General features: G+C 40.7%; 23 protein-coding genes. 8 read left to right on the top strand and 15 right to left on the bottom strand.

All coding sequences use genetic code 11. The annotated features are described in order from the left end of the window. Positions 1-53 precede the first annotated feature (53 nt). The 10 genes from CH362_RS02930 to CH362_RS19220 form a co-directional block, all read right to left on the bottom strand. Positions 54-320 carry a phasin-related domain-containing protein gene (locus CH362_RS02930; protein ID WP_100708835.1) on the bottom strand — a complete coding sequence of 89 codons (267 nt, stop codon included), beginning with the start codon at positions 318-320 and terminating at the stop codon, positions 54-56. 147 nt (positions 321-467) lie between these two features. After that, on the bottom strand, positions 468-2,063 hold the full coding sequence (pckA, locus tag CH362_RS02925; protein WP_100709253.1) for a phosphoenolpyruvate carboxykinase (ATP): 1,596 nt from the start codon (positions 2,061-2,063) through the stop codon (positions 468-470). Between the two features lie 124 nt (positions 2,064-2,187). Continuing rightward, positions 2,188-3,447, bottom strand: coding sequence for a PIN/TRAM domain-containing protein (locus tag CH362_RS02920; RefSeq protein WP_100708834.1), 1,260 nt, complete (start codon positions 3,445-3,447; stop codon positions 2,188-2,190). A 41-nt stretch (positions 3,448-3,488) separates the two neighbouring features. Beyond that, positions 3,489-4,052, bottom strand: coding sequence for a CarD family transcriptional regulator (locus tag CH362_RS02915; protein WP_100708833.1), 564 nt, complete (start codon positions 4,050-4,052; stop codon positions 3,489-3,491). A 112-nt stretch (positions 4,053-4,164) separates the two neighbouring features. Then, positions 4,165-4,824, bottom strand: coding sequence for a hypothetical protein (locus CH362_RS02910; RefSeq protein WP_100708832.1), 660 nt, complete (start codon positions 4,822-4,824; stop codon positions 4,165-4,167). 163 nt (positions 4,825-4,987) lie between these two features. Continuing rightward, entirely contained in the window at positions 4,988-5,767 is a 780-nt protein-coding gene (locus CH362_RS02905; protein WP_100708831.1) for a cytochrome c oxidase subunit 3 family protein, read from the bottom strand. Then, the gene (gene ctaD, locus CH362_RS02900) at positions 5,754-7,337 is read right to left on the bottom strand and encodes a cytochrome c oxidase subunit I (RefSeq protein ID WP_100708830.1); all 1,584 of its coding nucleotides are present in this window, start codon (positions 7,335-7,337) and stop codon (positions 5,754-5,756) included. Before ctaD ends, CH362_RS02905 begins: the two co-directional genes overlap by 14 nt. Before the next feature lie 11 nt (positions 7,338-7,348). Further along, positions 7,349-8,371, bottom strand: a complete 1,023-nt coding sequence (coxB, locus tag CH362_RS02895; protein WP_208859518.1) for a cytochrome c oxidase subunit II — start codon at positions 8,369-8,371, stop codon at positions 7,349-7,351. Positions 8,372-8,397: 26 nt separating this feature from the next. After that, entirely contained in the window at positions 8,398-9,207 is an 810-nt protein-coding gene (locus CH362_RS02890; protein ID WP_425269018.1) for an SCO family protein, read from the bottom strand. Between the two features lie 58 nt (positions 9,208-9,265). After that, entirely contained in the window at positions 9,266-9,424 is a 159-nt protein-coding gene (locus tag CH362_RS19220; RefSeq protein ID WP_165780220.1) for a hypothetical protein, read from the bottom strand. A 323-nt stretch (positions 9,425-9,747) separates the two neighbouring features. Between CH362_RS19220 and CH362_RS02885 the strand changes: the two genes are divergently transcribed. From CH362_RS02885 to CH362_RS02875, 3 genes are all read left to right on the top strand, one after another. Then, positions 9,748-10,686, top strand: coding sequence for a COX15/CtaA family protein (locus CH362_RS02885; protein ID WP_100708828.1), 939 nt, complete (start codon positions 9,748-9,750; stop codon positions 10,684-10,686). A 4-nt stretch (positions 10,687-10,690) separates the two neighbouring features. After that, complete coding sequence (cyoE, locus tag CH362_RS02880; RefSeq protein WP_100708827.1) at positions 10,691-11,560, top strand: heme o synthase; 870 nt, start codon at positions 10,691-10,693, stop codon at positions 11,558-11,560. Positions 11,561-11,675: 115 nt separating this feature from the next. Next, positions 11,676-13,682: a M48 family metallopeptidase gene (locus CH362_RS02875; protein ID WP_100708826.1), complete on the top strand. Its 2,007-nt coding sequence runs from the start codon at positions 11,676-11,678 to the stop codon at positions 13,680-13,682. 8 nt (positions 13,683-13,690) lie between these two features. Here the strand turns inward: CH362_RS02875 and CH362_RS02870 are convergent, their stop codons facing one another. From CH362_RS02870 to CH362_RS02855, 4 genes are read right to left on the bottom strand one after another with little or no spacing between them, the layout of a single operon-like run. After that, a complete protein-coding gene (locus tag CH362_RS02870) occupies positions 13,691-14,110 on the bottom strand; it encodes a hypothetical protein (protein ID WP_100708825.1) in 420 nt (139 codons plus the stop codon). Beyond that, the gene (locus CH362_RS02865; protein ID WP_100708824.1) at positions 14,111-14,503 is read right to left on the bottom strand and encodes a hypothetical protein; all 393 of its coding nucleotides are present in this window, start codon (positions 14,501-14,503) and stop codon (positions 14,111-14,113) included. Further along, complete coding sequence (locus CH362_RS02860) at positions 14,493-15,041, bottom strand: metal-dependent hydrolase (protein WP_100709250.1); 549 nt, start codon at positions 15,039-15,041, stop codon at positions 14,493-14,495. Before CH362_RS02860 ends, CH362_RS02865 begins: the two co-directional genes overlap by 11 nt. A 13-nt stretch (positions 15,042-15,054) precedes the next feature. Continuing rightward, positions 15,055-16,218 carry an RlpA-like double-psi beta-barrel domain-containing protein gene (locus CH362_RS02855; protein ID WP_100708823.1) on the bottom strand — a complete coding sequence of 388 codons (1,164 nt, stop codon included), beginning with the start codon at positions 16,216-16,218 and terminating at the stop codon, positions 15,055-15,057. Between the two features lie 4 nt (positions 16,219-16,222). On the opposite strand from CH362_RS02855, the gene CH362_RS02850 reads away from it, so the two are divergent. After that, the gene (locus CH362_RS02850; RefSeq protein ID WP_100708822.1) at positions 16,223-16,534 is read left to right on the top strand and encodes a hypothetical protein; all 312 of its coding nucleotides are present in this window, start codon (positions 16,223-16,225) and stop codon (positions 16,532-16,534) included. A gap of 98 nt (positions 16,535-16,632) precedes the next feature. On the opposite strand, the gene amt is transcribed toward CH362_RS02850, so the two are convergent. After that, complete coding sequence (amt, locus tag CH362_RS02845) at positions 16,633-18,732, bottom strand: ammonium transporter (protein ID WP_100708821.1); 2,100 nt, start codon at positions 18,730-18,732, stop codon at positions 16,633-16,635. Positions 18,733-19,135: 403 nt separating this feature from the next. Between amt and CH362_RS02840 the strand changes: the two genes are divergently transcribed. From CH362_RS02840 to CH362_RS02825, 4 genes are all read left to right on the top strand, one after another. After that, on the top strand, positions 19,136-20,446 hold the full coding sequence (locus CH362_RS02840; protein ID WP_100708820.1) for a 3-hydroxyacyl-CoA dehydrogenase family protein: 1,311 nt from the start codon (positions 19,136-19,138) through the stop codon (positions 20,444-20,446). Between the two features lie 18 nt (positions 20,447-20,464). Continuing rightward, positions 20,465-21,730, top strand: coding sequence for an acetyl-CoA acetyltransferase (locus CH362_RS02835; RefSeq protein ID WP_100708819.1), 1,266 nt, complete (start codon positions 20,465-20,467; stop codon positions 21,728-21,730). Between the two features lie 56 nt (positions 21,731-21,786). Further along, a complete protein-coding gene (locus CH362_RS02830; protein WP_208859517.1) occupies positions 21,787-22,221 on the top strand; it encodes a hypothetical protein in 435 nt (144 codons plus the stop codon). Positions 22,222-22,338: 117 nt separating this feature from the next. Next, the gene (locus CH362_RS02825) at positions 22,339-22,851 is read left to right on the top strand and encodes a TlpA family protein disulfide reductase (RefSeq protein ID WP_100708817.1); all 513 of its coding nucleotides are present in this window, start codon (positions 22,339-22,341) and stop codon (positions 22,849-22,851) included. Position 22,852 lies beyond the last annotated feature (1 nt).

The following is a 22,852-nucleotide window of genomic DNA, read 5'->3' as shown; positions in this document are numbered from 1 at the left end:
CTTATAAATTGATTTGGATAGGCGGGGCAGGATAAACGAAAAGAGGTGATATCTCAGTCGTTAGAGTTTTTCTTACCGAATTCTTTTTTAGCTTCTTCTACTTTAGAATTAACTTGGCCAGCAAGTCCTTCCACAGAACGTAATGCGTCTTCGATATACTTTCTAAGATTATTTGCAACATCGCTTTGGTCTTGAGAACCTTTTGTGGAGAGTTCTTTAAATTCTTTTTCCACTTTTAAAAGAATACTGTCCGCTTGTTCTCTCAGGGTTTTTGCCGCTCCGATCGCGAAATTCAGTGCTTCTTTGATTTCCTTTTCCATACTTTTGATCCCTATGTATTGTAAGATGATTATGCGCCGCACAACGTCTTGTCAACAACTTACCGACGCCGCGAGGGCATAAAAAAGGAGTAAGGGGAAAATCCCACTTACTCCTCCGGAAATAGATCCGACTTTTTAAAGATCAGCCTATATTTGAGGTCCGAACGCTGTGAAGTCGAAGTCTTTAGAGCCTTCTACATATTTTTTGAAGTTCTCAATAAACATGCCAGCAAGCTTTTTAGAAGACTCATCGTAAGCAGCTTTATCAGTCCAAGCCTCACGAGGATCCAGGATAGAACTATCTACACCTTCTACGGTTTTAGGATATTCTACTTGGAAGATCGGATGCTTAATGAATTCAGCTTTGTCGATGTTTCCGTTCATGATCTCGTCGATAATTTTACGAGTAGAAGGAAGATTCATCCTCTTACCAGTTCCGTAAGCTCCACCAACAAGTCCTGTGTTCATCATGTATGCGCGAACATTATGTTTACGCATCTTCTCACCTAATAACTGAGCATAAACAGTTGGGTGAAGTGTCATGAACGCAGCTCCGAAACAAGCTGAGAATGTAGCGGTAGGCTCTTTAACACCTCTTTCAGTTCCCGCAACTTTCGCAGTGTAACCAGAAAGGAAGTGATACATCGCTTGTTCGATAGACAGACGAGACACTGGAGGAAGAACTCCGAATGCATCGTAAGTCAAGAAGATGATCACTTTAGGATGGCCACCTTTAGAAGGAACTTGGATGTTTTTGATATGGTAGATCGGGTAGGAAACTCTGGTGTTTTCGGTTTTAGCAGCGGAAGTATAATCTACAACTTTCGTTTTTTCATCGAAAACTACGTTCTCTAAAAGAGCGTCTCTTTTAATCGCTTCGAAAATTTCTGGCTCTGTTTTAGGATCAAGGTTGATCACTTTCGCGTAACAACCGCCTTCGATATTGAAAATTCCGTTATCGTCCCAACCATGCTCATCGTCCCCGATCAGTTTACGGTTCGGGTCAGTGGAAAGAGTAGTCTTACCAGTTCCGGAAAGTCCGAAGAACAGAGCAGTGTCTCCGTCTTTGTTTCCGATATTTGCGGAACAATGCATAGAAACGATTCCCTGTAATGGTAACTTATAGTTCATTACAGAGAAGATACCTTTCTTCATTTCTCCGCCGTACTCGGTTCCACCGATGATACAAAGTTTTTTTGCAAGGTTGAAGATCACGAATACTTCTGAGTTCAGACCATGCTCTTTGTATTTTTCGTTCTTCACTCCGCAAGCGTTGATGATAGTGAATTCAGGAAGAAGATTAGCCAACTCTTCCTTGCTAGGGCGAAGGAACATGTTGGTGCAGAAATGGTGCTGCCATGCTTTTTCGGAAACTACACGAAGACCAATTCTGGTCTCAGGGTTTGCTCCTGCGTATCCGTCGAATACATAGAGTTTTTTTCCGCTAAGATAGTTTACACATTTTTGATAAAGCTCTTCGAAAACTGCTTCGGAAGCTTTAAAGTTAATATGAGACCACCAGATATTCTTGTTAGAAGAAGGTTCGTCTACGAAGTATTTATCTTTTGGAGAACGTCCGGTGAAAATACCGGTATCCACCATCATGGTTCCGTTAGAGGAAAGGACAGTTTCCCCGTTATTCTTTTCGTGTTCGAAAATTTCGTCGTATGAAAGGTTATGGAAGACTTCGGAGGGCTCTATACCGAGCTCCTTCAGTCCCTTCACTTGCGTCTGGGCCTGCATTTGGCTCTCCTTATTGAGATCGTATTTCAATTTTTTTTCGGGTAAGGATACCGTCAATTCGGAACCGGGTCGAATTTGAAGGCAATTCCTAATCCAACCCGTATTCTGTCACTTTAGCGACCGGTTATTGCTGCTGTTGCTGCTGATCTTGGACGTCTTTACGATTTCCGAAATCATCTCCACGACCCTCGCCTTTATCGCCTCTGTCTTGGAAATTGCTACGGTTCTGGTTTTTGTTTTGGTAATCTTTACGATTGCCTCTTTCCTCGTTTCCTCGGTCACCACGATCGTATCTATTTCCACGATCTTCTCCGCGTTCTCCGCCCTTACCACCTCTGTTTTCTTTTTCAGGGGCGCGTTCACCTTTGTCAAAGCCACTGTTTCCATTAGCTTTGGTGAATATCATTTTTCCAGCAGCAGTTTGGATGATAGAAGTAACAGTAACTTTCACTTCTTTACCAACTAGATGTCCGCCGTTCTCTATCACTACCATGGTTCCGTCTTCTAAATAGCCGATACCTTGGTTTTCGTCCTTTCCTTCTTTAATGACTTGGATAGCCAATTCTTCACCAGGAAGAACAACAGGTTTTAATGCGTTAGCCAAGGTGTTCAGATTGAGAACTTTCACTCCTTGGAGTTCTGCAACTTTGTTCAAGTTGAAGTCGTTAGTTACGATCTTTCCACCGGTGTCCCTAGCAAGTTTGATCAACTTAGCGTCAACTTCTCTAGTGTCAGAATAATCTTTGTAAGTGATCTTAACTTCGATAGAACCTTTTCTTTGGAGTTTGTTCAACATCTCCAAACCACGGCGTCCTCTTGCTCTTTTGATCGGGTCAGAAGAGTCACTAATAAGCTGGATCTCTCTTAACACAAAGTTAGGTAGAATAAGCGGACCATCGATAAAATGTGTATCAGCAATATCTAATATTCTTCCGTCGATAACGACGGAAGTATCTAGAATTTTATCTCTGACTTCATCTTTACCTATAGAAGCTACGCCGAAAGGATCCACCAAGGAAGATCCTCCACCCCCGCCTCCGAATACAGAAAGGCCAGGCTCTTTTGCGAACGACTTACCTGCTCTAGCTCCGAAGAGGCCTAGGATCAGGTACAATGCAAGATTCAATTCCTCAAAACGAATAATCGTTCCAATAAACCAAGCTAGGGCAAATCCTAATAATGCACCCACACCTACACAAAAAATAACGTCTCCGCGAAGTTTTGGAAATAGTTTAGTTTCACCGAACAAAAGTACGAGAGAAATTACGAGTACAAGCCCAGCACTAGAGCCTGAAAATACAAACTCTTGAGTTTGTTTTTGCGTTACAAAGAACGACACTAAGGAGAGTAGGACGGCCGTTAGACCTTTATAAAAATACGCCATAACTCAAATCCTTTTAAATAAGATTCGAGTTTTATCGGAAATTATTCTTCGTCTATGTCGACTGCAGCTACGGGAACTCTTTCTCCCGGAGCGAATGTACTAGCTAAAACATCTGACACAAGGTTCCCAGCTTCTTCTTGGGAAACTCCTTTACTTAGGGCGACTTCCATCTTCACTAGATTGTACGCACTTTCGTACAATTTACGTTCCATGATGGACAGTTCTTTACCATTTGCCCTGCGGAATAAATTCCTGCACACATCCGCCACTTCGAAGATCGATCCGGACTTTATTTTGTTCAGGTTGTTTTGGTACCTGATCTTCCAGTCCTCTTCAGTATCGACCTCGTCTTTCTTGAGTAGATTGATAACTTTTTTGATATCCTTCTTGTCGATAATCGGTCGAATTCCGACCTGCTTTGCTTTATCGACCGGGATCATCACCTTCATCTTGCTACCCTGGATTTCCATTACGTAGCACTCTTTTTTCTTTCCCAGGATAACCTTTTTGGAGATTTCGGTGATTTCACCTACCCCGTGGATCGGATATACGACGTAATCGCCTACGCCATGATCGTAGCCAGATTGTTTCTTTTTGCCAGCCAATTAGTATTAAGACTTCCGTTAAAACTCTGCCCAAAAATATAGCAAATTTTGGGGCAAAGTCAAGGAAAAAATAAGGAATCGTTCTAGACTGAAGATAGTTCGAAAATTTAGATCAAAATTGAAGTTTGTGAATGGATGTTTTGTGAAAAATCGGATCGTTCAGAGGACGAATGGATTCCAGGGCCTTGGTAGCTTCTTCTTTTCCGTAAAAATATCCTAAGAATAATTCTCCGTCTTTGGATCTGAAAAATCTTCCTTGGAATTCAGGTTTTGCTCTTAGCAATTTTTTTCCAATTTCCATCGCTTCAACAGAATCCTCAGTTGGGATAGATAGGAAATAATTTTCCTTATCCGATCTGGCTGGAAATTTGAGTCCAGGATTTCGATTAGAATTTTGGGAAGAAGAAGTTTCAGCAGAATTTTCTGCTGTATTTGAGCTTACTGCTTCAGCAGAAGAATTTTCTCTCTCTTCTACGGATTGTTCCGTTCTTACACTTTTTCCTGCATTATAAAAAGACTGGGTTTCGTTTTGAGCAAATGCTTGCTCCTTCTGATCCAATCTAAGACCGACTACTACCCCACCAGTAAAAAGAGAAATTGCTCCCACCAAAACCAAAAAGATGGATCTGGAACTTGGAAAAGAACGGATCGGAGAATTTCCTCCCCTCACATGCTGGATTGTTTGCACGGTTGGAAAAGACTCTCCCTGACGTGGAGCCGGACCTCTGGTTCCGGATTGTCTCAGTCTTCTGGAATAATCTATATTTTGCATATTGCGTCCGGGAAAACTTGTCTCTCTTCAAATATCGGCAGGATTCGCCGTTTCTTCGCAGTTTTTTTACGCGGTGTATTCAGGCAGAAAATAAAAAAGCCGGAGAGAAACCCCGGCTTTTTTCAAACAACCTTTCGGTTGCTTGCTTGCGATATGGACTTACTTATCCCACCAGATAAAGAAGAGGGAAGAGGTAAATCCAGATCAAGTCTACCACGTGCCAGAATAGACCCACACCTTCTACAGGAGTGTAATATTCAGGACCAACTTGGTTTTTGATCACTTTCAAAAGTACCCAGAAGATAAGGAATGCACCTGCAAGAACGTGCAAACCGTGAATACCGGACATTACAAAATAGAATCCGAAGAACAAAGGCCAGTTTTTGGTTTTTTCCAAAAGAGTCAGGTGTTCGAATTCAGTTTCGTCCAGATGAAGTTTGTGCTCTCTTTCTACTACGCTAAGTTTATTAGCCTCTGCAAGTAGAGCTCCTACTTTAGTTACCTTCTCGCCGGAAGCGCTTAACTCTTCAGTGTAAGCGTATTTTCCAGGAACAGTACCTACATGGAACTTGTGAGTGTATTCGAAAAACTTTACGACCATGAAGATCGCAGCACAAGCGATAGTCACTGCAAGAGCGATGATCGCTTTGTTTCTAAGACCTCTTTGCACATAGTTGATTCCAAGAGCCATAGTGAATGAGCTGAATAGAAGAACTACTGTGTTCAAAGCTCCCAAAACTACAGAAAGCTGCTTACTTCCTGCGTGGAAAACTTGAGGGTATAGAGAATGGTAGATAGAATATCCTACGAATAATCCACCGAACATTAGAATTTCTGTAACAAGGAATAACCAGATTCCTTGTTTGGATGCATCGTATTGATGTTCTGCGCTATCGAAATGATGTGCGTGATGAAAACCACCTGAGTGATTAGCGGTACTCATAAGGCCCTCCGGTTAGTACTGGGGTCGATTCAAAATTTTCATGAGGTGGAGGAGAAGCAGTGGTCCATTCCAGAGTTTTTCCTCCGAATGGATTGTTTCCTGCTTCTTTTCCTTTAAGAAGTGCGTAAATCACTCCGTAAAGTCCAACCAAGAATCCTGTTCCGATCAACCAAGATCCAAAAGTGGACATTTGGTTTAATTCGGTGAATGTAGGAAGATAGTCGTAGTATCTACGAGGCATTCCCATATTTCCCAAGATGAATTGAGGAAAGAAGGTAACGTTAAATCCAGTAAAGATAAACACCCAGGAAATTCTTCCGACTAAATCGCTATAGATTTTACCGGTAACTTTAGGGAACCAGTAGATCAATGCTCCCATAAGAGCCATCAAAGTTCCACCAACCATCACGTAATGGAAGTGAGCCACCACGAAGTAAGTATCGTGGAAGTGAATATCCATACCAGTAGAAGCCAGATACACTCCAGTCAAACCACCGATGGTGAATAAGAACATGAACCCGATCGCAAATAACATCGGAGCATCCAGACGGATACTTCCTTTATACATGGTTGCGATCCAGTTGAACAATTTGATCGCTGTAGGAACCCCTACAAGCATTGTAATGAAGGAGAACAGAACTCCCGCAAACTCAGATTGTCCAGAAACGAACATGTGGTGTCCCCATACTAAGAAGGAAACCCCAGCGATCGCTAAGGAAGAGTAAGCGATTGCAGTATATCCGAAGATTACTTTACGAGAGTAAGTAGCAACCAACTCGGAGATCACTCCCATCGCAGGAAGAATCATGATATAAACTGCAGGGTGAGAATAGAACCAGAAGAAGTGCTGGAATAGAACCGGATCTCCTCCCAATTGAGGATCGAAAATCCCCACTCCGAGAGTTTTCTCTGCAATAAGTAGAAGCAGAGTGATCGCAAGAACTGGAGTTGCCAATACTTGCAGGATCGCAGTTGAGTAAAGTGCCCAAACCATGAGAGGAATTCTGTTCATGGTCATTCCAGGCGCTCTCAGTTTATGAGTAGTAACGATGAAGTTCAAACCAGTCAGGATCGAAGAGAATCCAATAATGAATACTCCAAGAACCATCGGAATCACTCCTAATCCAGTCTTAATGGAAGAGTATGGAGTGTAGAAGGTCCAACCAGTATCTACGTTTTCCAAGAATAGTGTGGAGCCAGTGATCGCAGCTCCGATCATCAGCATGTACCAGCTCATTAAGTTCAATCTTGGGAAAGCTACGTCTTTTGCTCCTATCATGATCGGAAGTACGAAGTTTCCGAAAATTGCAGGAATACCAGGAACGATTACCATGAACACCATAATGGCTCCATGGTAGGTCATCATTCTGTTATAAACGTCTGCGGAAAAAAGGGTTTTTCCAGGTGTGAATAATTCAGCGCGAACTAATAGAGCGAAAACTCCTCCTAAAAAGAAGAAGCTCATGATCGCGACAAAGTACATGATCCCGATACGCTTATGATCTAAGGTCGTAAGCCAGGACCAAATCCCCTTTTGGTGATTCAGGTAATTATGTTGCTCGTGGGCCATTGTCCGTAATCCTATTTAAGCGTCTTAATGAATTCGATGATGTCCTTGATCTCGTCCTCTTTGATCCTTCCTTGGAAAGAAGACATCGCAGGAGGAAATCCAGCTACAATTTTAGCTGTTGGAACAAGGATGGATTGTTTGATATAAGCGTCATCCGCAGTCACAGAAGATCCGTCTGCGAAGTCTCTCTTATTACCATAAAGACCTTTGAAACTTGGTCCAACAATTCTGGATCCGTCGATGGAGTGACATCCGCTACATCCAAGACTTCCTTTGAAAAGAGCTTCACCTCTTTCTGCAGGTCCTTTGTTGTTAGCGCCCGCGTTAGCAGCGATTTTTTCTGCCTGCCAAGCAGCGAATTGTTCTCCGTCCACCACACGAATCGTAGCCATCATATTGGAGTGTTTAGTTCCGCAATATTCAGTACAGAATACTGTGAAGTCCCCTTTCTCAATCGGAGTGAAAGTGAAAGTTGTTCTTCTGCCAGGAACCGCATCCATTTTGTTCCTGAATGCAGGAACATAGAAGCTATGTAGAACGTCATCAGAAGTAAGAATAAAACGAATGGTTTTGCCAACTGGAACTACTACAATCTCAGGTTTGAGAAGAGTAGAATCCGGATCGTCCAACAACTTTTTGTCAGTTGGGCTATTGATCTCGATATCATTCGCGTATTTGAAAGTCCAAGCCCACTGACGAGCAGTTACGTGAACTTCAACATCACCTTTCTCTCCGACTCTGCGAAGATCATGAAATACACTCCATCCCCAAGCGAAGATGACCATCATGATCACGAAAGGTATGAAGGACCAAAGGAACTCAGCAAGAGTATTGTGCGTGATATACGCACTTTTCTGATCTTCAGTTTTTCTTCTATACTTGAAAATGAATATTACCATTCCACCAATGAGAATGATAAAAGAGATAAGGCCCGAAACAAGAAGAAAGATATAGAGGTTATCTACATCTCCCGATTCTTTAGTCGCTGGAACCGGCATGAAGCTTGTCGCCGTAATAAGAGAGAACCAGTTCATCGGATCGAAATCACTCCTTCCTTTATTTATACTGTACTAGACGAGTTTTGTTTCTTCCAAAAGCGGAATAAGAACGCCGCAAGGATAACGACGGTAAGAAATCCGCCGATTCGCATGATATTGAATGCGTATAATGTATACCTATTTTTGGATGGATCAAATTGGAAGCAAAAAAGGGCAACACTGTCAGTCAAATCGCCGATTTTACCGTTTCCAGCCTCTACGAGAGATAATCTCAGAGTTCTTTCATCCATCGGGATCCCTTTCAAATACCTAGAAATTTGTCCTTCAGGCGTAATCACATAGGCTACAGAAACATGCACCCATTGATCATTATATGGATTCCATTTGTAGGAAAAGCCCAAGCTGGAAGACAAAGCCTTTATTTCAGGATCATTCCCAGTTAAAAAACTCCAACCGGAACCATCCCCTCTTCCATAATCTTTCACATATACTTCTTTTTTCGCTTTTGCTAGATCGGATTTTTCTTTTGGATCAAAACTCACTGCAACGTAATTGAATTCTTTTCCTACTTCTAAATTCAATTCTTTGAGTGCTGTTGAGATCTCATTCAGATAAAGACTGCAGAGTGTAGGACATCTATAATATACTAAGGTAAGAAGAAGTGGTTTTCCTTCTTTCAGATAGTCGCCTATGCGGACTTGTTTACCTTGTTCATCTACGAAAGATAAATTGGTATCTATACGATTTCCTAATTTTTCTTCTAGACCTACACCTTCGAGTTCTGCAGGAACAGCATGAGCAGGTAGTTCTCTTTCGGTGTCGAAGGATAGTACAGATAGGAATGGTAGAAAAAGAATTAGAACCGCAGCTATTGTAGAAAATCGCCGCGGATGATTGGAGGAGAACAACGTTCTATCCCGGATTCTTTCCTTACTTCGCTGCCGAAGTGTGGGAAGGAACTACTTCATTATAATCTTTAACACCTTTGTGGAATGCAGAAAGATAAACGAAATAAAGAATGTTAGCGGTCAACACGACCACGAATGTCCAAAAACCTGCCTTGTTGTAATGGTCTCCGTTTTGGCTCATGGAATGACTCCTAAAGTATCAGAAAAAAACGTTTCACTTTTGTAAAAAGCGAAAGATACCAGCCAGTTTTGGAGACCTGTCTTTTTTTTGAAAGCGTTTTTGCTTTTCAGTCTTTTCATACGTATAGAACCGACATAAAAAGCTTCTATTCTTAGGTCGGGACACTAGAACGTTCGTTCTTTAGAATCTTTAAATGTTCTTTGCATGAGAATAAGTCTCAGATCAAAATGTAAGCTTTCGATTTTCAAACATCAAATCTCTTGCCCCAAATCAATCTCGCTCAAGTATGGTAAAGAAGAGCTCGGATTCTCCGAAAAAACAGAATGATCGCTTCTACTTATTCTCATTTCAGAAAATTTTCTCTCTTTCTAGTCCTCTATTCAGTTTTAATTTTTCTAAATTTATTATATGGACCACTTGTCCGAGCCACTGATTCAGGACTCGCTTGTCCTGATTGGCCTTTTTGTTTCGGTAAATTTTTTCCAGACTTCGATTTTAATATTTTTATGGAAGTCGGACATAGATATTATTCCGGATTTTTAGGAATTGTTCTGATTGCTGGCACTATCTGGACTGCAATCGTTCCTGAATTAAGAAAATCTTTCTTAGGTTATTTTATCTTAGGGATCCTATTGATTGCTTCTCAAATTACTTTGGGAGGTTTAACAGTTCTTCTTTCTTTAGATCCTGCTACTGTAAATCTTCATTTATTAAATGCGATTTTGTTTTTACTTTGTATAGTTACGGCAACTTTTAAAGCGCGCAAGCTTGCAGATTCTACAAATTCAAATGAGTTTGTAACTAAACAAAGTTTATTGCAGAAGGACCAGATCCCGCTGTTAATCGGTGTATTATTGATCTTCTTCCAAATTATTTTAGGGGGAAGAGTAAGCTCCAACTACGCAGGACTTGCTTGTTTGGAATTCCCAACTTGTAACGGGGAATGGATCCCTTCTGTTCCGGAACCTAAGATACAAATCCAGGTTCAACACAGATTGGGCGCTTACTTAGTGGCATTTTACATTCTTCTAATAAACCTTTATGGAATATTCAAAGGGTTCTCCTCGGAGACCAAAAAATACGTAAGAATAGCGATTATCCTTCTTCTTATTCAAATAGGATTGGGAGTTGTAAACGTATACATGAAACTTCCGAAATTAGTGACCGCTGCTCATACTGGAGTGGCCATTCTTCTTTTCTTATCCATGTATGCAGTTTGGGTGCAGAGAGCTTCGGAGCTTTCTAAGAGTAAGGTTTCTTAATCGTATGAATAGTTTTCTTTCAGACTGGAACCAAATGATCAAACCAAGGGTAAGCTCCCTTGTTTTGGCTACTGCTGTGCCTGGTTTATATCTTGGCGGTCCTTCTGCACCAAGTACACTTCTGGTTTTTATGACCATGCTTGGGACTTTTTTGATGTCTTCTGCATCTTTTATCTTCAACCAAATCATTGAAATAGATAGGGATGCTAAAATGAAACGGACTGCAAATCGTCCGCTTCCTGCAGGAAGGATCAGCACTGCTCAGGCTTGGATCGTTGGCTTTGCAATGACCTTCGTAGCATTTGCGATCTTATATTATTTTGCGAATTTACTAACTGCGATATGCGCATTTGCCGCACTTCTCGCTTATGTTTTTCTTTATACAATTCTATTAAAACCAAGAACACATCAGAATATTGTAATAGGTGGAGTGGCAGGTTGCGTAGGACCATTGATTGGCTATGCGGCCGTTAGTAATTCTTTACCTTTACCTGCATGGATCTTATTTCTGATGATCTTTCTCTGGACTCCGGCTCACTTCTGGGCGCTTGCAATCTTCTTGAAAGAAGATTATAGCGATGCTAATTTCCCAATGCTTCCTGTTGTAAAAGGTGTGAAGGAAACCGGACGTTCAATTTTGTTTTATACAATTCTGTATGTGGGATCAGTGATCGCGTTCTACTGGGCGGAACCTTCCATGGGTTGGTTGTATATGATCTCTTCCGTTGCGTTGAGTATCTCTATACTTTATCTTTCCGTAAAATTATTTCAGAATCCTGAGCCTAAGTTTGCCAGAGGATTTTTCTTCTTTAGCATTCTTCACTTGTTTTTAATCAATATTTTAATTCTGATCGATCATTCTATCGCAGCCTAATTAAAAGCCCCTCTAACCAGTTTTTCGCTCAAAAAATTTCATTTCACTTTTTAAACCTTTCAGAGTTGACATTCGTTTAATAGCAGATAGTTTTCTCTCCTCAAGAGGTTTTTCCATGATCAATCTTTCGAATTCGGTTCGCCCTTATGTCCTGAAATTATTGGTGGTTTTAGGCTTAGTATCATTCTCGGGCTCTCCAATTTTTTCTCAAAACAAACCGGGAGAATTCGACTCGGAATTATATTCACAGTTAGTAAGACAAAGTAATGTTCAGTTCACAAATCTGATCAAGTCCAAGACTGTTCTTGCAGATCATAAAGGCTGGAAGAAGCCGATAGACAAAGCTTTCGGGAAACTTTCCAAAAATTCGGGCAATCCTCCTTTTCCACTAGTTTATAAAATTGTAAAGGAAGCAAGCTTCAACGCATTTGCAATGGCTGGAGGACAATTCTGCATTCATTCAGGGGCTTTGGATTCTCTAGATGAGATCATCAAACAAAAAGAAGCAGATGCAGCTCAGAAGTTGGACTTCCATCGTGAAAGATATATCGCGGGAGTATTGTCTCACGAGTTAGCTCACTTCTATAATAGACATGTTTTCAATAGTGTAAAAAAGTTTTACGCACTTAAAGATGAACCATCTGGAAAAGCATTTTTAGAAAATAGTAAATTTTCCCAAGAGCAAGAGTTGGATGCAGACCAAACAGGTTTATTCTTATTGGATAAGGCTGGTTACGGTGGCGACTTCATGCTCATCACTCTTCAAACTCTGAACGAAGTGGAACAATCTTATAAAGAAGCATTAGCTTCTTCTAAAGCAGATAAAACTAGACCTGAACTAATCGGTTCTCATTATTTTTCCAGCCATCCTTCTCCAAATGAAAGATTATCCAGGCTTAAAACGGATAAACAAGAGTTGTATAGCTTCTTAGCTAAGATGGAAAAAACTTTTGATGATATCCAACTAGGAAGAAATTTAGATGAAGCAAGATCTAATTTAGAAGATGGGATCAAAAAATTTCCAGAAAACACTTACTTAAGCAAAGCACTCGCAGTTTGTATGCATAAGATCTGGATGGCAACAGCTTCTAATGAAGAATTAAAACTGAAACCAGTTTTGGATATGCCTTCTTTCAGAGACACAATGGTATTTCCTCCAGACAAAAGTAAACGTGCAGTCATGAGGATTGTTCCTGGAAATGAAGCAGCATACAATCGTGCACTCAAAGCATATAGAGATGTGATCGTAAAAACAGATGATCCATACTTTCTTTCTAATTATGCAGTTTTACTTTCTTATTCTGCAGACGAAAAAGATCTAGATGTAGCTGTCAATGTTGCTAACCAAGCTTTCCAAGCAGAAGGAACTGTTGCCTTAGCAAATAACTTGGGAGTCGTTTTATTCTGGACAGATAAAAGAGAAGAGGCTAAAGAACTTTTCAATCGTCTTGCACTTTCTATCGATCAAAAGATCAGAACTCTTGCAAATCAAAGTGGAAACAATCCACAGATAGCTCAATATCTAAAAACGATCGGTCAGTCTACCGCGCAAAAACAACAAGTGGATCCTGATTATATTTATGAGAATTTCACTCCGATCTTAAATATTGCGCTAGTAGAATCTTATTCTGCGGTAGATCCAAAATCCAAAGGGCTCGCAAGTTATTATTTAACTAATTATGATTCTACTTCTGGTTGGGCAAAAGTATTAGCAAAGATCCATACGATTGAACTAACCGCTCCTACTCCTGCAAATGAGGTGAATGCATTTAAAGTTGGTGGAGTTGGTCCCGGAGATAAGCTAGAAGATCTTCTGAAAAACTGGGGAAAACCTACACGTATCAAGACAGATAAAAAAAGCGGTCTGGAATATTTCGAATACGATAACAAAGAGACTGCTTTTATCTTAGATATGGGAACCGTAGTTCAAGTAAATGTAGTAGGAGATAATAGTCCAGGTTTAGGACAAGGAATCACTGTAGGATCTTCTAAGCCTGCTGCAGAAAAACTTTTGGGTTCTAAGTTTAGAAAACAAGGCGAGTATCATGACTACTATGAAAAAGGAAAAGCTTTCGTAAAATATAATAAACACGGAAAGATAGATCTTTTAGTGGTTCAATGATTAGTTTCTTAAGACTTCTTCCTTAAACCAAGCCATAAAAGAATTCCTCCTATCGAAATAAAGGAGAAGGAAACAATAACTCCGGTTAAAAATGTAAAAATATCCCGAGTAAGTGGCTTTTGGTTTTTAGGAAGAAGTTTCTGTATTTCCGGATCAAATACAATTAAATAAGCGCTACTCATTGCAACAAAAGAGAGAATTGATGCGCTTAGAATAATAATCCCAGAATCTCTCTCCCATGATTGAAATCGGTCTATTGCTAATCCAATCAGAAGTGGAACTACGAATAAAGTCACGCAGATAGAAAAAATTTTAAATTCAAATCCTTCCGGAGATGAATCCATATTAAAAAAGGATAATGTACAAATTTCAGCGACAAAAATCCCGGAAAAAATATAAGCCAGTATTTTTATAACCTTTATAAACATTTAGGTCTCTTTCTGATTTCCAAAAAATTTATTCGAAATAGGTCGAAATAAAAAGAAACAGACAACACCAAAAAAGACCACGCTAAAAATCAAAGTCACTTTAATTGGAGAAGTAAGATACGAATAAAGTATTCCTGCAATCGAGGAAACAACGAATAAGATCCTGGACCAATTCAGTCCTTGTAAAAAACCAATTCCACAAATGGCTTGGACGATAAGTGCAGTTCCAGCAATCAAAAATTGGATCTGTAGAGGAATATGACTAGTCTGTTTTAAAATTTCGATAGCTTGCTCGTTCACTGAATAGGTTACAATACTCGAAACCATCCCGACTCCGGACAGAACAATCAATATCCAACTTATAATAGTAATCGAAACAGGTTTAATTTTCATCGTGGTTCCTATATTTAATAAGCCTCCGCATAAGAACACCAATTAAAGAAACCGATAACGCAGGAAGCCAAATCCAAATCATTTCTGATTGGATCACGATCCAACCTCTTTCCGTAAAAAAATTCTTTGGACCAATGGGAGACACTCTGATCGGCCTATATTCAAAAAAGATCCTTTCAGAACTCCAAGGAATTAAGAATCCAACTCCTAAACCTCCCGTCGTCATCGCATCCAACACTCCGTGAGAGATCGCAGATACAAATAGAAATAAAAAGATAGTAAGCCAGTTTGCTTTCAGCCTAGTTCTGAAGAATACAACTATGCAAGACATTATCAAAGCAAATAAGATAGAATGAGTAAAACCCCTATGACCCCAATCACTTTCGTAAGGAATCCCAAATTTAAAAGCGACTACGTCGAGATCAGGAAGAATAGAAAAGAATATTCCAAAAACCGCAAGTAATACAGGGATTTTCTTTTTTCCAAAAAAGAAGAAGAGGGAGATCGGAACTGCCGGGTGAGAGAATATTGTAGCCATAATTGATTTAGGATCAAGTCCTGCAACGGACCAGACTTCCATCCTTGCGGAAGAAAATTTTCATCTCCATTCCCTTCTCCGGAGCCTGGGCATGATAATCCAATTTGCATTCTGATTCAGAAGGTGAAAAAGGATTGCGGGGAAGTTTTTCCTTAGGACACCAGAATCTTTCCTTTTCGGAGCTATACAATTTCCAATCGAAAGGATATAGAGGATTAATCCCAGCGTCTAAAAATAGGTTCCTGGAAAGTTCCTGAGGCTGGTAAGGACTCCCTCCCCCGTGAACTCCTACGAACATGTCCACCCTATCGTCTCGAATGTACAAAGGCGATCCAGTATCGTTCAGGCAGAAGTAGCCATCATGGTACTTCCCATTCTGCATTTTGATCTTCTTCTCTTTGATTTTAGAGATAAAAGCTAATGTACCTATCACCTTGGATTTATTGCAGGAAGAAATTCTAGATCCAATCTTCTCGCATAGATCCTTAAAACTCACAGCCAAGGTGCGGTAAGGAAATACCTGATAATTATATCCAGCACCCCAACCCCATTCCAAGTCATAGAGTTCGTATTTTCCTTCTCCTGCGAAATGGTACTTCTTCCCATCTTTTGCGATCCCAGAACCTTCCCAACGTACTTGTTCTAAGAATGTAGCAGATGCTCGGCCAATTTCTTTTCCAGAAGGAGAATAAGCAGCCACTTCCGTTCCAGGAAATGCTTCTTCCAATGCTAAATGATAATACGTAGGATAATAAGCTCCTAGACTCATTGGTTGGAATTCCGACAAACGTTCCAGGTCATCATTGGAGAGAAATCTTTCTAAAGGCTTAGGAGAATGATCCAGAGACGTCTGCATGGGTCGAAACGCATGTTGGTATGCCAAAGGTTTCAAATTAGTCCTTGGATAGAGACAGGACTCTTTAGAGCGACGTATCTTAGAAGTTTCTGACTTGGTGAATGGATCTTCTAAAATGACAGCTTCTCCGTGAAATATACGGATGCCATGTTCCTTTTCAGGAAATTTACATTCACAACCTTCTGGAGAGTTAATGCAGAGTACTTTTGCGTAAACTGGAGGAGTGTTTTGGCTGTATAAGAGGGGGGAGAAGAGTAGAAGGTAGAGTAATATCCCGCTCCCAAAAGGGAGCGGGACCAGTTTCTTCAGAAAAAAGAGCAATTAGATGTTGCTCTCTCCTTCGCTGGAACCGCCAGTTGGGAACAGGCTTGGTGCAGGCGTAGGTTCTGGGGTCGCAACTGGAGCAGCAGGACGAGGCGCCGGTTTCTTTGGAGCAGTTTTTTTCTTAACTACTTTCTTTTTAGGCGCAGACTTCTTCTTAACTGCTTTCTTCTTAGTGGCTTTAACGACCTTTTTTTTCGCTACTTTCTTCTTTGCCGCTTTCTTCTTAGGTGCGACTTTTTTCTTTGCTTTCTTCTTAGCTACCATGGTAGATACTCCTTGTATCTGGGGAATCTTTCCGTTATTCCTAGAGTAAATTTCCACTCGTAAGACTTAGAGCCAAAAGAGTAAAACCTTTTTTCATTTTATTTCATTAAAGCAATCTAAAACATTTCATAATGTTTCATTTCTATCTTAAGTTGTGCTGAATGAGTATCCTAGATCAGTAAAACTTTCTTCAGGAGAACGTAGTCGATGGCTAATTAAGAAGGTTTTGACTAAACCTTTTCCTTTCACCTTGATCTCTCCTCTTTCTGTTAACGCAAAATCGGATTTAATTAGTTCAGCAGTGGATTCTGTGACCTGAATTTCTCCTGGAACACCATGAGATTCCATACGACTAGCAAGATTTACTGCATCTCCCCATATATCGTAGATGAATTTTTTAGTTCCGATGACTCCTGCGACTACTGGACCAGTATTAATCCCTATCCTCATGCGCAGTTTAGTACCCATTTTCTTAAGTTTGAATTTAGAAAGGAGTTCTTTCATATCCCAAGCCATATGAGCTACAAGCAAAGGATGTGCCTCATTCGGTAAAGGAAGGCCTCCTACAGCCATATACGCGTCTCCGATGGTCTTAATCTTCTCCAAACCGTACTTTTCTGCTAGAATATCGAAATGAGAGAATACTTCGTTTAAGATGCGTACTACGGATTCAGGCTTCATCACTGCAGAAATTTTAGTGAAACCAACAATATCTGCAAAAAGTATAGAAACATTCGGATAACTATCTGCGATGAGTCCCGTGTTCGACTTCAATTCCTGTGCAATAGAGTCAGGAAGAATGTTCAGCAGTAATTTTTCCGCCTTATCCTGCTCGATACGCACCTTCTCATAAGCTTCTTCGATCTCTATTCTTGCTTTTTCATTGTCTGCGAGCGTAGAGCGTACTGTTCCGAGAACCAAATTGTAACGTTCTGCAATTTGACCTACTTCTGTGAATGGTTCTACAGGAACATCCACTGCCAGGTCGCCAGTTTTTCTCTGATAATCCATTGCTAAGAACAGATCGATCAACTCAGTAGTTGCTTTATGCTCTGAGATATTCAGTCCCATTCTTTCTTCGTCCCCATCTACCCGGAGAGGGAAAAATTTGTTAATCAGATAGAAGATCAGCAAAGAAAGTCCAAACGCAAATCCTCCCACTGAAACAATTCCTAATATCTGGGTAAGAAGAAGAGAGACCCGGCTTTCATTATGCCCGATCAGATTCAGATCGCCAAAAATTCCTACAGCAATCGTTCCCCAAATTCCTCCGATCAAGTGGACCGGAATTGCTCCAACCGCATCGTCTATCTTCAGTTTTTCTAAAAGTTTTTCAGCCGGAAGAACAAAGGAGCCAGCGATACTGCCAATGATCGCGGACTGAACTGGAGTAAAACAATCTGCTCCAGCAGTGATAGCGACTAGTCCAGCCAAGGATCCGTTTAATGGTGCAGTCGCTTCTGGAAATCCTTTGATCAACCATGCTGCCAACATCGCAACCATGAGAGAAAATCCGGAAGAGATGATAGTGTTTAGAATAATGCCTGGAACTTTTTCGTTAAAACCTAAAGTACTTCCCCCATTAAATCCCATCCATCCGAACCAAAGAAGGATTCCGCCTAACATCGCCATAGGCAAATTACTTCCAGTTACCGCTTTAGGTGGTTCATTCTCCGGAAATCTTCCTATCCTTGCCCCCACGATAAGAAGAAGTGAAAGTGATACCCAACCACCAACACTATGAACCAAAGTAGAACCTGCGAAATCATGAAATCCTCTGGCGGCTAGCCAACCATGATTCTCATCGGTCAAACTTCCTCCCCAACACCAATGTCCAGCGATCGGGTAGATCACTCCTGAGATAAGAGCCGTAGCGAATAAGTAAGAATGGAATTTTAATCTTTCTGCAACTGCTCCCGAAACGATAGTAGCGGAAGTTCCACAAAAAACTAATTGGAATAAGAAGAAGGTCGGAGGCCAAGCCTTACCTTCTGGAAACACAGGAGCAAATAAAGAAGTTCCTATGAGGCCATTCCAAGTGACTCCGAACATAAGTCCGAATCCAAATGTGTAAAAAAGAAGAGTGGCAACTCCAAAGTCCGCCACATTCTTGATGGCAACGTTGATTGAGTTCTTGGCTCTAGTAAGTCCGGACTCTAATACAAGGAAACCGCCTTGCATGATTAGCACCAGTCCTGAACATACCAAGACCCAAAGTATATCTAATAAGCTCTTTTCTAAGATCATAGAAAAGGTTCCCCCGAATGATTCCTGATGTATATGTTTCGCTTATCAATGTAAATTATCGGAATCATTTTATTCTAATCTAACAAGACGCAAGCGGGAAACCTCAGAAGAATGTAACAAAGAGGTAGATAAATATCTCGAAAGTTTGTCCCCTACTTGAGTAAGTTCTAATCGCTAAAGGGACCTTGACCACTTCTCCAAACCCTGAAACTTCCTAGGATTTGAGAGAAAATTGAATTTTTTTGAAGAACAGTGTTTATTTCGAACGTAACGACCGTTCTACAAAGTCTTATAGATAACGGCTAAAGCAGGGGCTTCGGAGGAGAAAAAAGCCTTTCCCTCTTAAAAGCCTGTTTTAAACAAGGACTTAACTCTACAAAAACCGAGATGTTGGTATAATTCCATGAGGGAAATCAAAACCGTAACCGTTCTTGGCGCAAATGGGACAATGGGCGCCGGATCTGCAGCTATCGTAGCAGCTTTCGGCAAAGCGAAAGTCCATATGTTGGCTCGTGACGTAAACAAGGCTAAAGAAGGGATCGAAAAAGCAATTTCTTCTATTAAAACGGACACTATTCGTCCTAGATTAATTCCAGGTTCTTATGACCAAGATCTGGAAAAAGCAGTCTCTGAATCCGATTGGGTTTTCGAGCTTGTTGCAGAAAGTTATGAAGTAAAAGAACCGATCAACAAAAGGATCGCGAAAGCTCGTAAACCGGGCACTATCGTATCCACTGTTTCTTCTGGTCTTTCTATCGCTCGTCTAGCAGATGCTTTCGACGAAGACGGTAAAAAACATTATTACGGAACTCACTTCTTCAACCCTCCGTATAAAATGATCCTTTGTGAATTAGTAACTCACGCAGGAAACGATAAGAAAGTTACTAAAAAGTTAGGCGAGTATCTGGATAAAACTCTGGGACGCGCTGTAGTTTATACGAATGATACTCCAGCATTCGCAGGTAACAGGATCGGATTCCAGTTGATCAATGAAGCTGCTATCAAAGCGGAAGAATATTCTGACAAAGGTGGTATCGCACTTATCGACGCGATCATGAGTGGTTACACTGGAAGAGCAATGGCTCCTCTTGATACTGCTGACTTCGTTGGTTTAGATGTTCACAAGGCTATCGTAGACAACCTCTATGAGATGACTAAAGATGCTGCACATTCTACATTCAAACTTCCTGGTTATTTCCAAAAGTTAATCGATAAAGGTGACTTAGGAAGAAAGTCCGGACAAGGTCTTTACAAAATGACCAAAACTCCTGACGGTAAGAAAGAAAAATTATATTATGATATCAAAGGTGACCTGTTTGTTCCGGTACCTAAATTTGATATTCCTTTCATCAAAGAAGCAAACCGCAGGATCGGAGAAGCCGATTATATCGGTGCGATGAATATCGTAAAAGAAGCGAAAGGTCTGGAAGCAGACATCGCTCGTTACTTCATTGCCCGTTACGTAAGCTACTCTCTCTCTCTCGTGGGAGAAGTTGTGGAAAGCAAAGAAATGACCGATCTTGCAATGGGAACCGGATTTAACTGGGCTCCTGCATCCGCATTCGTAGACTTCTTAGGCGGACCTAAGGAAGCAATCAGTCTAATCACTAAAGCAAAGCTTCCTGTTCCGGAAGTATTGGCAAAAGCGAAAGCGGGAAAACCTTTCTATCAACTGAAAGATATTTTAGACGCTCGTTCTCTTTTTAAAGGATAATAAGGGAGGAAAGATTACATGAAAGATGCAGTTTACGTACTCGGCGGAGAGCAAACAGACTTCCAACGTAACTGGACTAAAGAAGGAAAAACCTTCATGTCCTTGTTCAGGGAAGCCGTTCAAGACGGACTAGAAAAAGTTGGTCTTACTCCTGACGAAATCAAAAAATTAAACAAACAAAATCGTATTGGTGTTTTCGTTGGAAACTTCGATGCAGAACAATATGCAGTCCAAGGACATTTGGGCGCTTTCTTAACTGAAGTAGATCCTTGTTTCTTCGGAGTTCCAGGCGCTCGTTATGAGGCAGCTTGCGCTTCCGGATCTGTTGCTCTTGATGCAGCTCAAACTAAACTTCGCGCTAAAGATTATGATGTAGCGATCGTTGTTGGTATGGAGATCATGAAGACAGTTTCTTCTTCCGTTGGAGGAGACTTCTTAGGAACAGCAGCTTATTACGAAAAAGAAGCGAAGGGAGTTCAATTCCCGTTCCCTAAACTTTTCGGAAAACTCGCAGACGTTCTTTTAGAGCGTTATAAGTTAGATGAAAAACGTTATATGGGAGCTCTTGCGGAAATTTCTAGAATTAATTACGCAAACGCGAAACGTAACCCTAAAGCTCAAACTCGCTCTTGGTTCATGAACAATGAACATGCAAACACAAGAGGTGGAGAGTTTAATATGGCAGTGGGTGGACGCCTTGCGATCACCGACTGTTCTCAAGTAACTGATGGCGCTGCGTTAGTGGTTCTTGCTAACAAAAATTACGCAGAAGAATTCGCTAAGAAAAAAGGAACTAAACTTTCTGCTTATCCTAAGATCAAAGGATGGGGACATAGAGTTGCTCCAATCACTTTTGAAGCAAAAGTTGCTGAATCTAAAGGTGACAAATGGGTTCTTCCTTGGACTCGTCAAACCGTTAAAGATGCATTCGATCGTTCTGGTATGAATACTAAGGACATCGATGTTTTCGAAACTCACGACTGTTTCACTTCTTCCGAGTATGCAGCGATCTCCGCTTTCGGGATCACTCAACCTGGTAAAGAGCACGAAGCAATCGAAGACGGAGTGATCGACTTCCACGGTAAAAAACCAATCAACCCATCCGGTGGACTTATCGGAGCGGGACACCCTGTTGGAGCTTCCGGTGTTAGAATGATGTTAGACATCTACAAACAAGTTACTGGAACCGCAGGTGATTACCAAGTAGAAGGCGCTAAAAATGGACTGATGCTCAATATCGGAGGATCAGCAACCACCAATTACGTTTTCGTAGTCGGAAAATAAATTCTTTCTACAAAAAAAGAATGGAAAAGCCCGGTATTCCCGGGCTTTTCGTTTATATGGGTTTACGCACAGCAAAAGATTGGAATCAATTCTTACTTAGGTTTTTCGTAGCTCTTGGAATTTGGGAAGTAGCCTCTGTTTCCCTTCGAACTTTATTATTCTCTACTTTCTATTTTGATCCAAACTTAAAAAACTTCTTCGTTCCTATGTCCCAAGTATTTTGGATCGGACCTATCGTAGCGGACGTCTTAGAAGTATTCTTCATTGGAATATTAGCATCTCTTGTTAGACCGGCATTACCTTACGGACTTTTAGGTGGATTGCTCACTGGGATTTGTTTTTCGATCGCTGCCTTTGTAGCTCCCGCTCTAGCAATTTCCCAATTTACGGGAGCCTTTCCTGTAAAACTGGTTTGGCTTTGGGTATTCTACCAATCTGTCCTAAGTATATTAGCTTCTTTCGTTTTCACATTCACAAGCGAAGAAGATTAACTGGTCCCAAATCCATTCCTAATTTTTAGAACTTCATTCTAAATCTAAAAACCCTGGGAGTAAATCTTCACTAACCTGGGTCCAATTTTCAAAAGGGAAATCTCTTTTGATTTTTGTATGAAAACGATCCTCTGGGTTCTAATCTCATTACTTTCTATCGGAAATTTAACTGCAGGTCCAAAAGATCAAAACGAGATTCCGAATATTCCCTTATATTCCTTGGATCTAGAAAGAAAAACATTATACCAAGAGCTTAACCAAATCCCAGAAGGAGATCTAGTCATTCTAAATTTCACAAGTTCAGATTGTCCTCCTTGCAAAGAAGAAGTTCCAAATCTATTAGAATATTCTAAAAAATGGAACGGCTCTCATCCAAAAACAAAATTACATCTTTGGATCGTTTTTGTAGGAGATGATCCAAGTTCTGTTTCCAAATTGGCAAACGAACTTGGGATCAAAAAACAAGCCTCTTTATATTTTGATAGTCTACAAACCAGCATGAGAATTTTAGAATTCCCTGGAACTCCTACAACCATGGTGGTCCAAAAGAAAAACGTCCTATTCAAAGAATATGGATACACCAAAGAAAACTGGTCCAAAATGATTTCCGTTCTGGAAAATAGGAGATAGT

It is taken from the genome of Leptospira saintgironsiae (assembly GCF_002811765.1).
GTDB lineage: Bacteria > Spirochaetota > Leptospiria > Leptospirales > Leptospiraceae > Leptospira_B > Leptospira_B saintgironsiae.
Note: the sequence above shows the minus strand (reverse complement) of the source record. Positions and strands in the feature narration are given on the sequence as shown.

Coding starts and splice junctions, on each gene's coding strand:
- CH362_RS02930 (WP_100708835.1), bottom strand. CDS start 320: ATGGAAAAGGAAATCAAAGAAGCACTGAATTTCGCGATCGGAGCGGCA.
- pckA (WP_100709253.1), bottom strand. CDS start 2,063: ATGCAGGCCCAGACGCAAGTGAAGGGACTGAAGGAGCTCGGTATAGAG.
- CH362_RS02920 (WP_100708834.1), bottom strand. CDS start 3,447: ATGGCGTATTTTTATAAAGGTCTAACGGCCGTCCTACTCTCCTTAGTG.
- CH362_RS02910 (WP_100708832.1), bottom strand. CDS start 4,824: ATGCAAAATATAGATTATTCCAGAAGACTGAGACAATCCGGAACCAGA.
- CH362_RS02905 (WP_100708831.1), bottom strand. CDS start 5,767: ATGAGTACCGCTAATCACTCAGGTGGTTTTCATCACGCACATCATTTC.
- ctaD (WP_100708830.1), bottom strand. CDS start 7,337: ATGGCCCACGAGCAACATAATTACCTGAATCACCAAAAGGGGATTTGG.
- coxB (WP_208859518.1), bottom strand. CDS start 8,371: ATGAACTGGTTCTCTCTTATTACGGCGACAAGCTTCATGCCGGTTCCA.
- CH362_RS19220 (WP_165780220.1), bottom strand. CDS start 9,424: ATGAGCCAAAACGGAGACCATTACAACAAGGCAGGTTTTTGGACATTC.
- CH362_RS02885 (WP_100708828.1), top strand. CDS start 9,748: ATGATCGCTTCTACTTATTCTCATTTCAGAAAATTTTCTCTCTTTCTA.
- cyoE (WP_100708827.1), top strand. CDS start 10,691: ATGAATAGTTTTCTTTCAGACTGGAACCAAATGATCAAACCAAGGGTA.
- CH362_RS02875 (WP_100708826.1), top strand. CDS start 11,676: ATGATCAATCTTTCGAATTCGGTTCGCCCTTATGTCCTGAAATTATTG.
- CH362_RS02870 (WP_100708825.1), bottom strand. CDS start 14,110: ATGTTTATAAAGGTTATAAAAATACTGGCTTATATTTTTTCCGGGATT.
- CH362_RS02865 (WP_100708824.1), bottom strand. CDS start 14,503: ATGAAAATTAAACCTGTTTCGATTACTATTATAAGTTGGATATTGATT.
- CH362_RS02860 (WP_100709250.1), bottom strand. CDS start 15,041: ATGGCTACAATATTCTCTCACCCGGCAGTTCCGATCTCCCTCTTCTTC.
- CH362_RS02850 (WP_100708822.1), top strand. CDS start 16,223: ATGTTGCTCTCTCCTTCGCTGGAACCGCCAGTTGGGAACAGGCTTGGT.
- amt (WP_100708821.1), bottom strand. CDS start 18,732: ATGATCTTAGAAAAGAGCTTATTAGATATACTTTGGGTCTTGGTATGT.
- CH362_RS02840 (WP_100708820.1), top strand. CDS start 19,136: ATGAGGGAAATCAAAACCGTAACCGTTCTTGGCGCAAATGGGACAATG.
- CH362_RS02835 (WP_100708819.1), top strand. CDS start 20,465: ATGAAAGATGCAGTTTACGTACTCGGCGGAGAGCAAACAGACTTCCAA.
- CH362_RS02830 (WP_208859517.1), top strand. CDS start 21,787: ATGGGTTTACGCACAGCAAAAGATTGGAATCAATTCTTACTTAGGTTT.
- CH362_RS02825 (WP_100708817.1), top strand. CDS start 22,339: ATGAAAACGATCCTCTGGGTTCTAATCTCATTACTTTCTATCGGAAAT.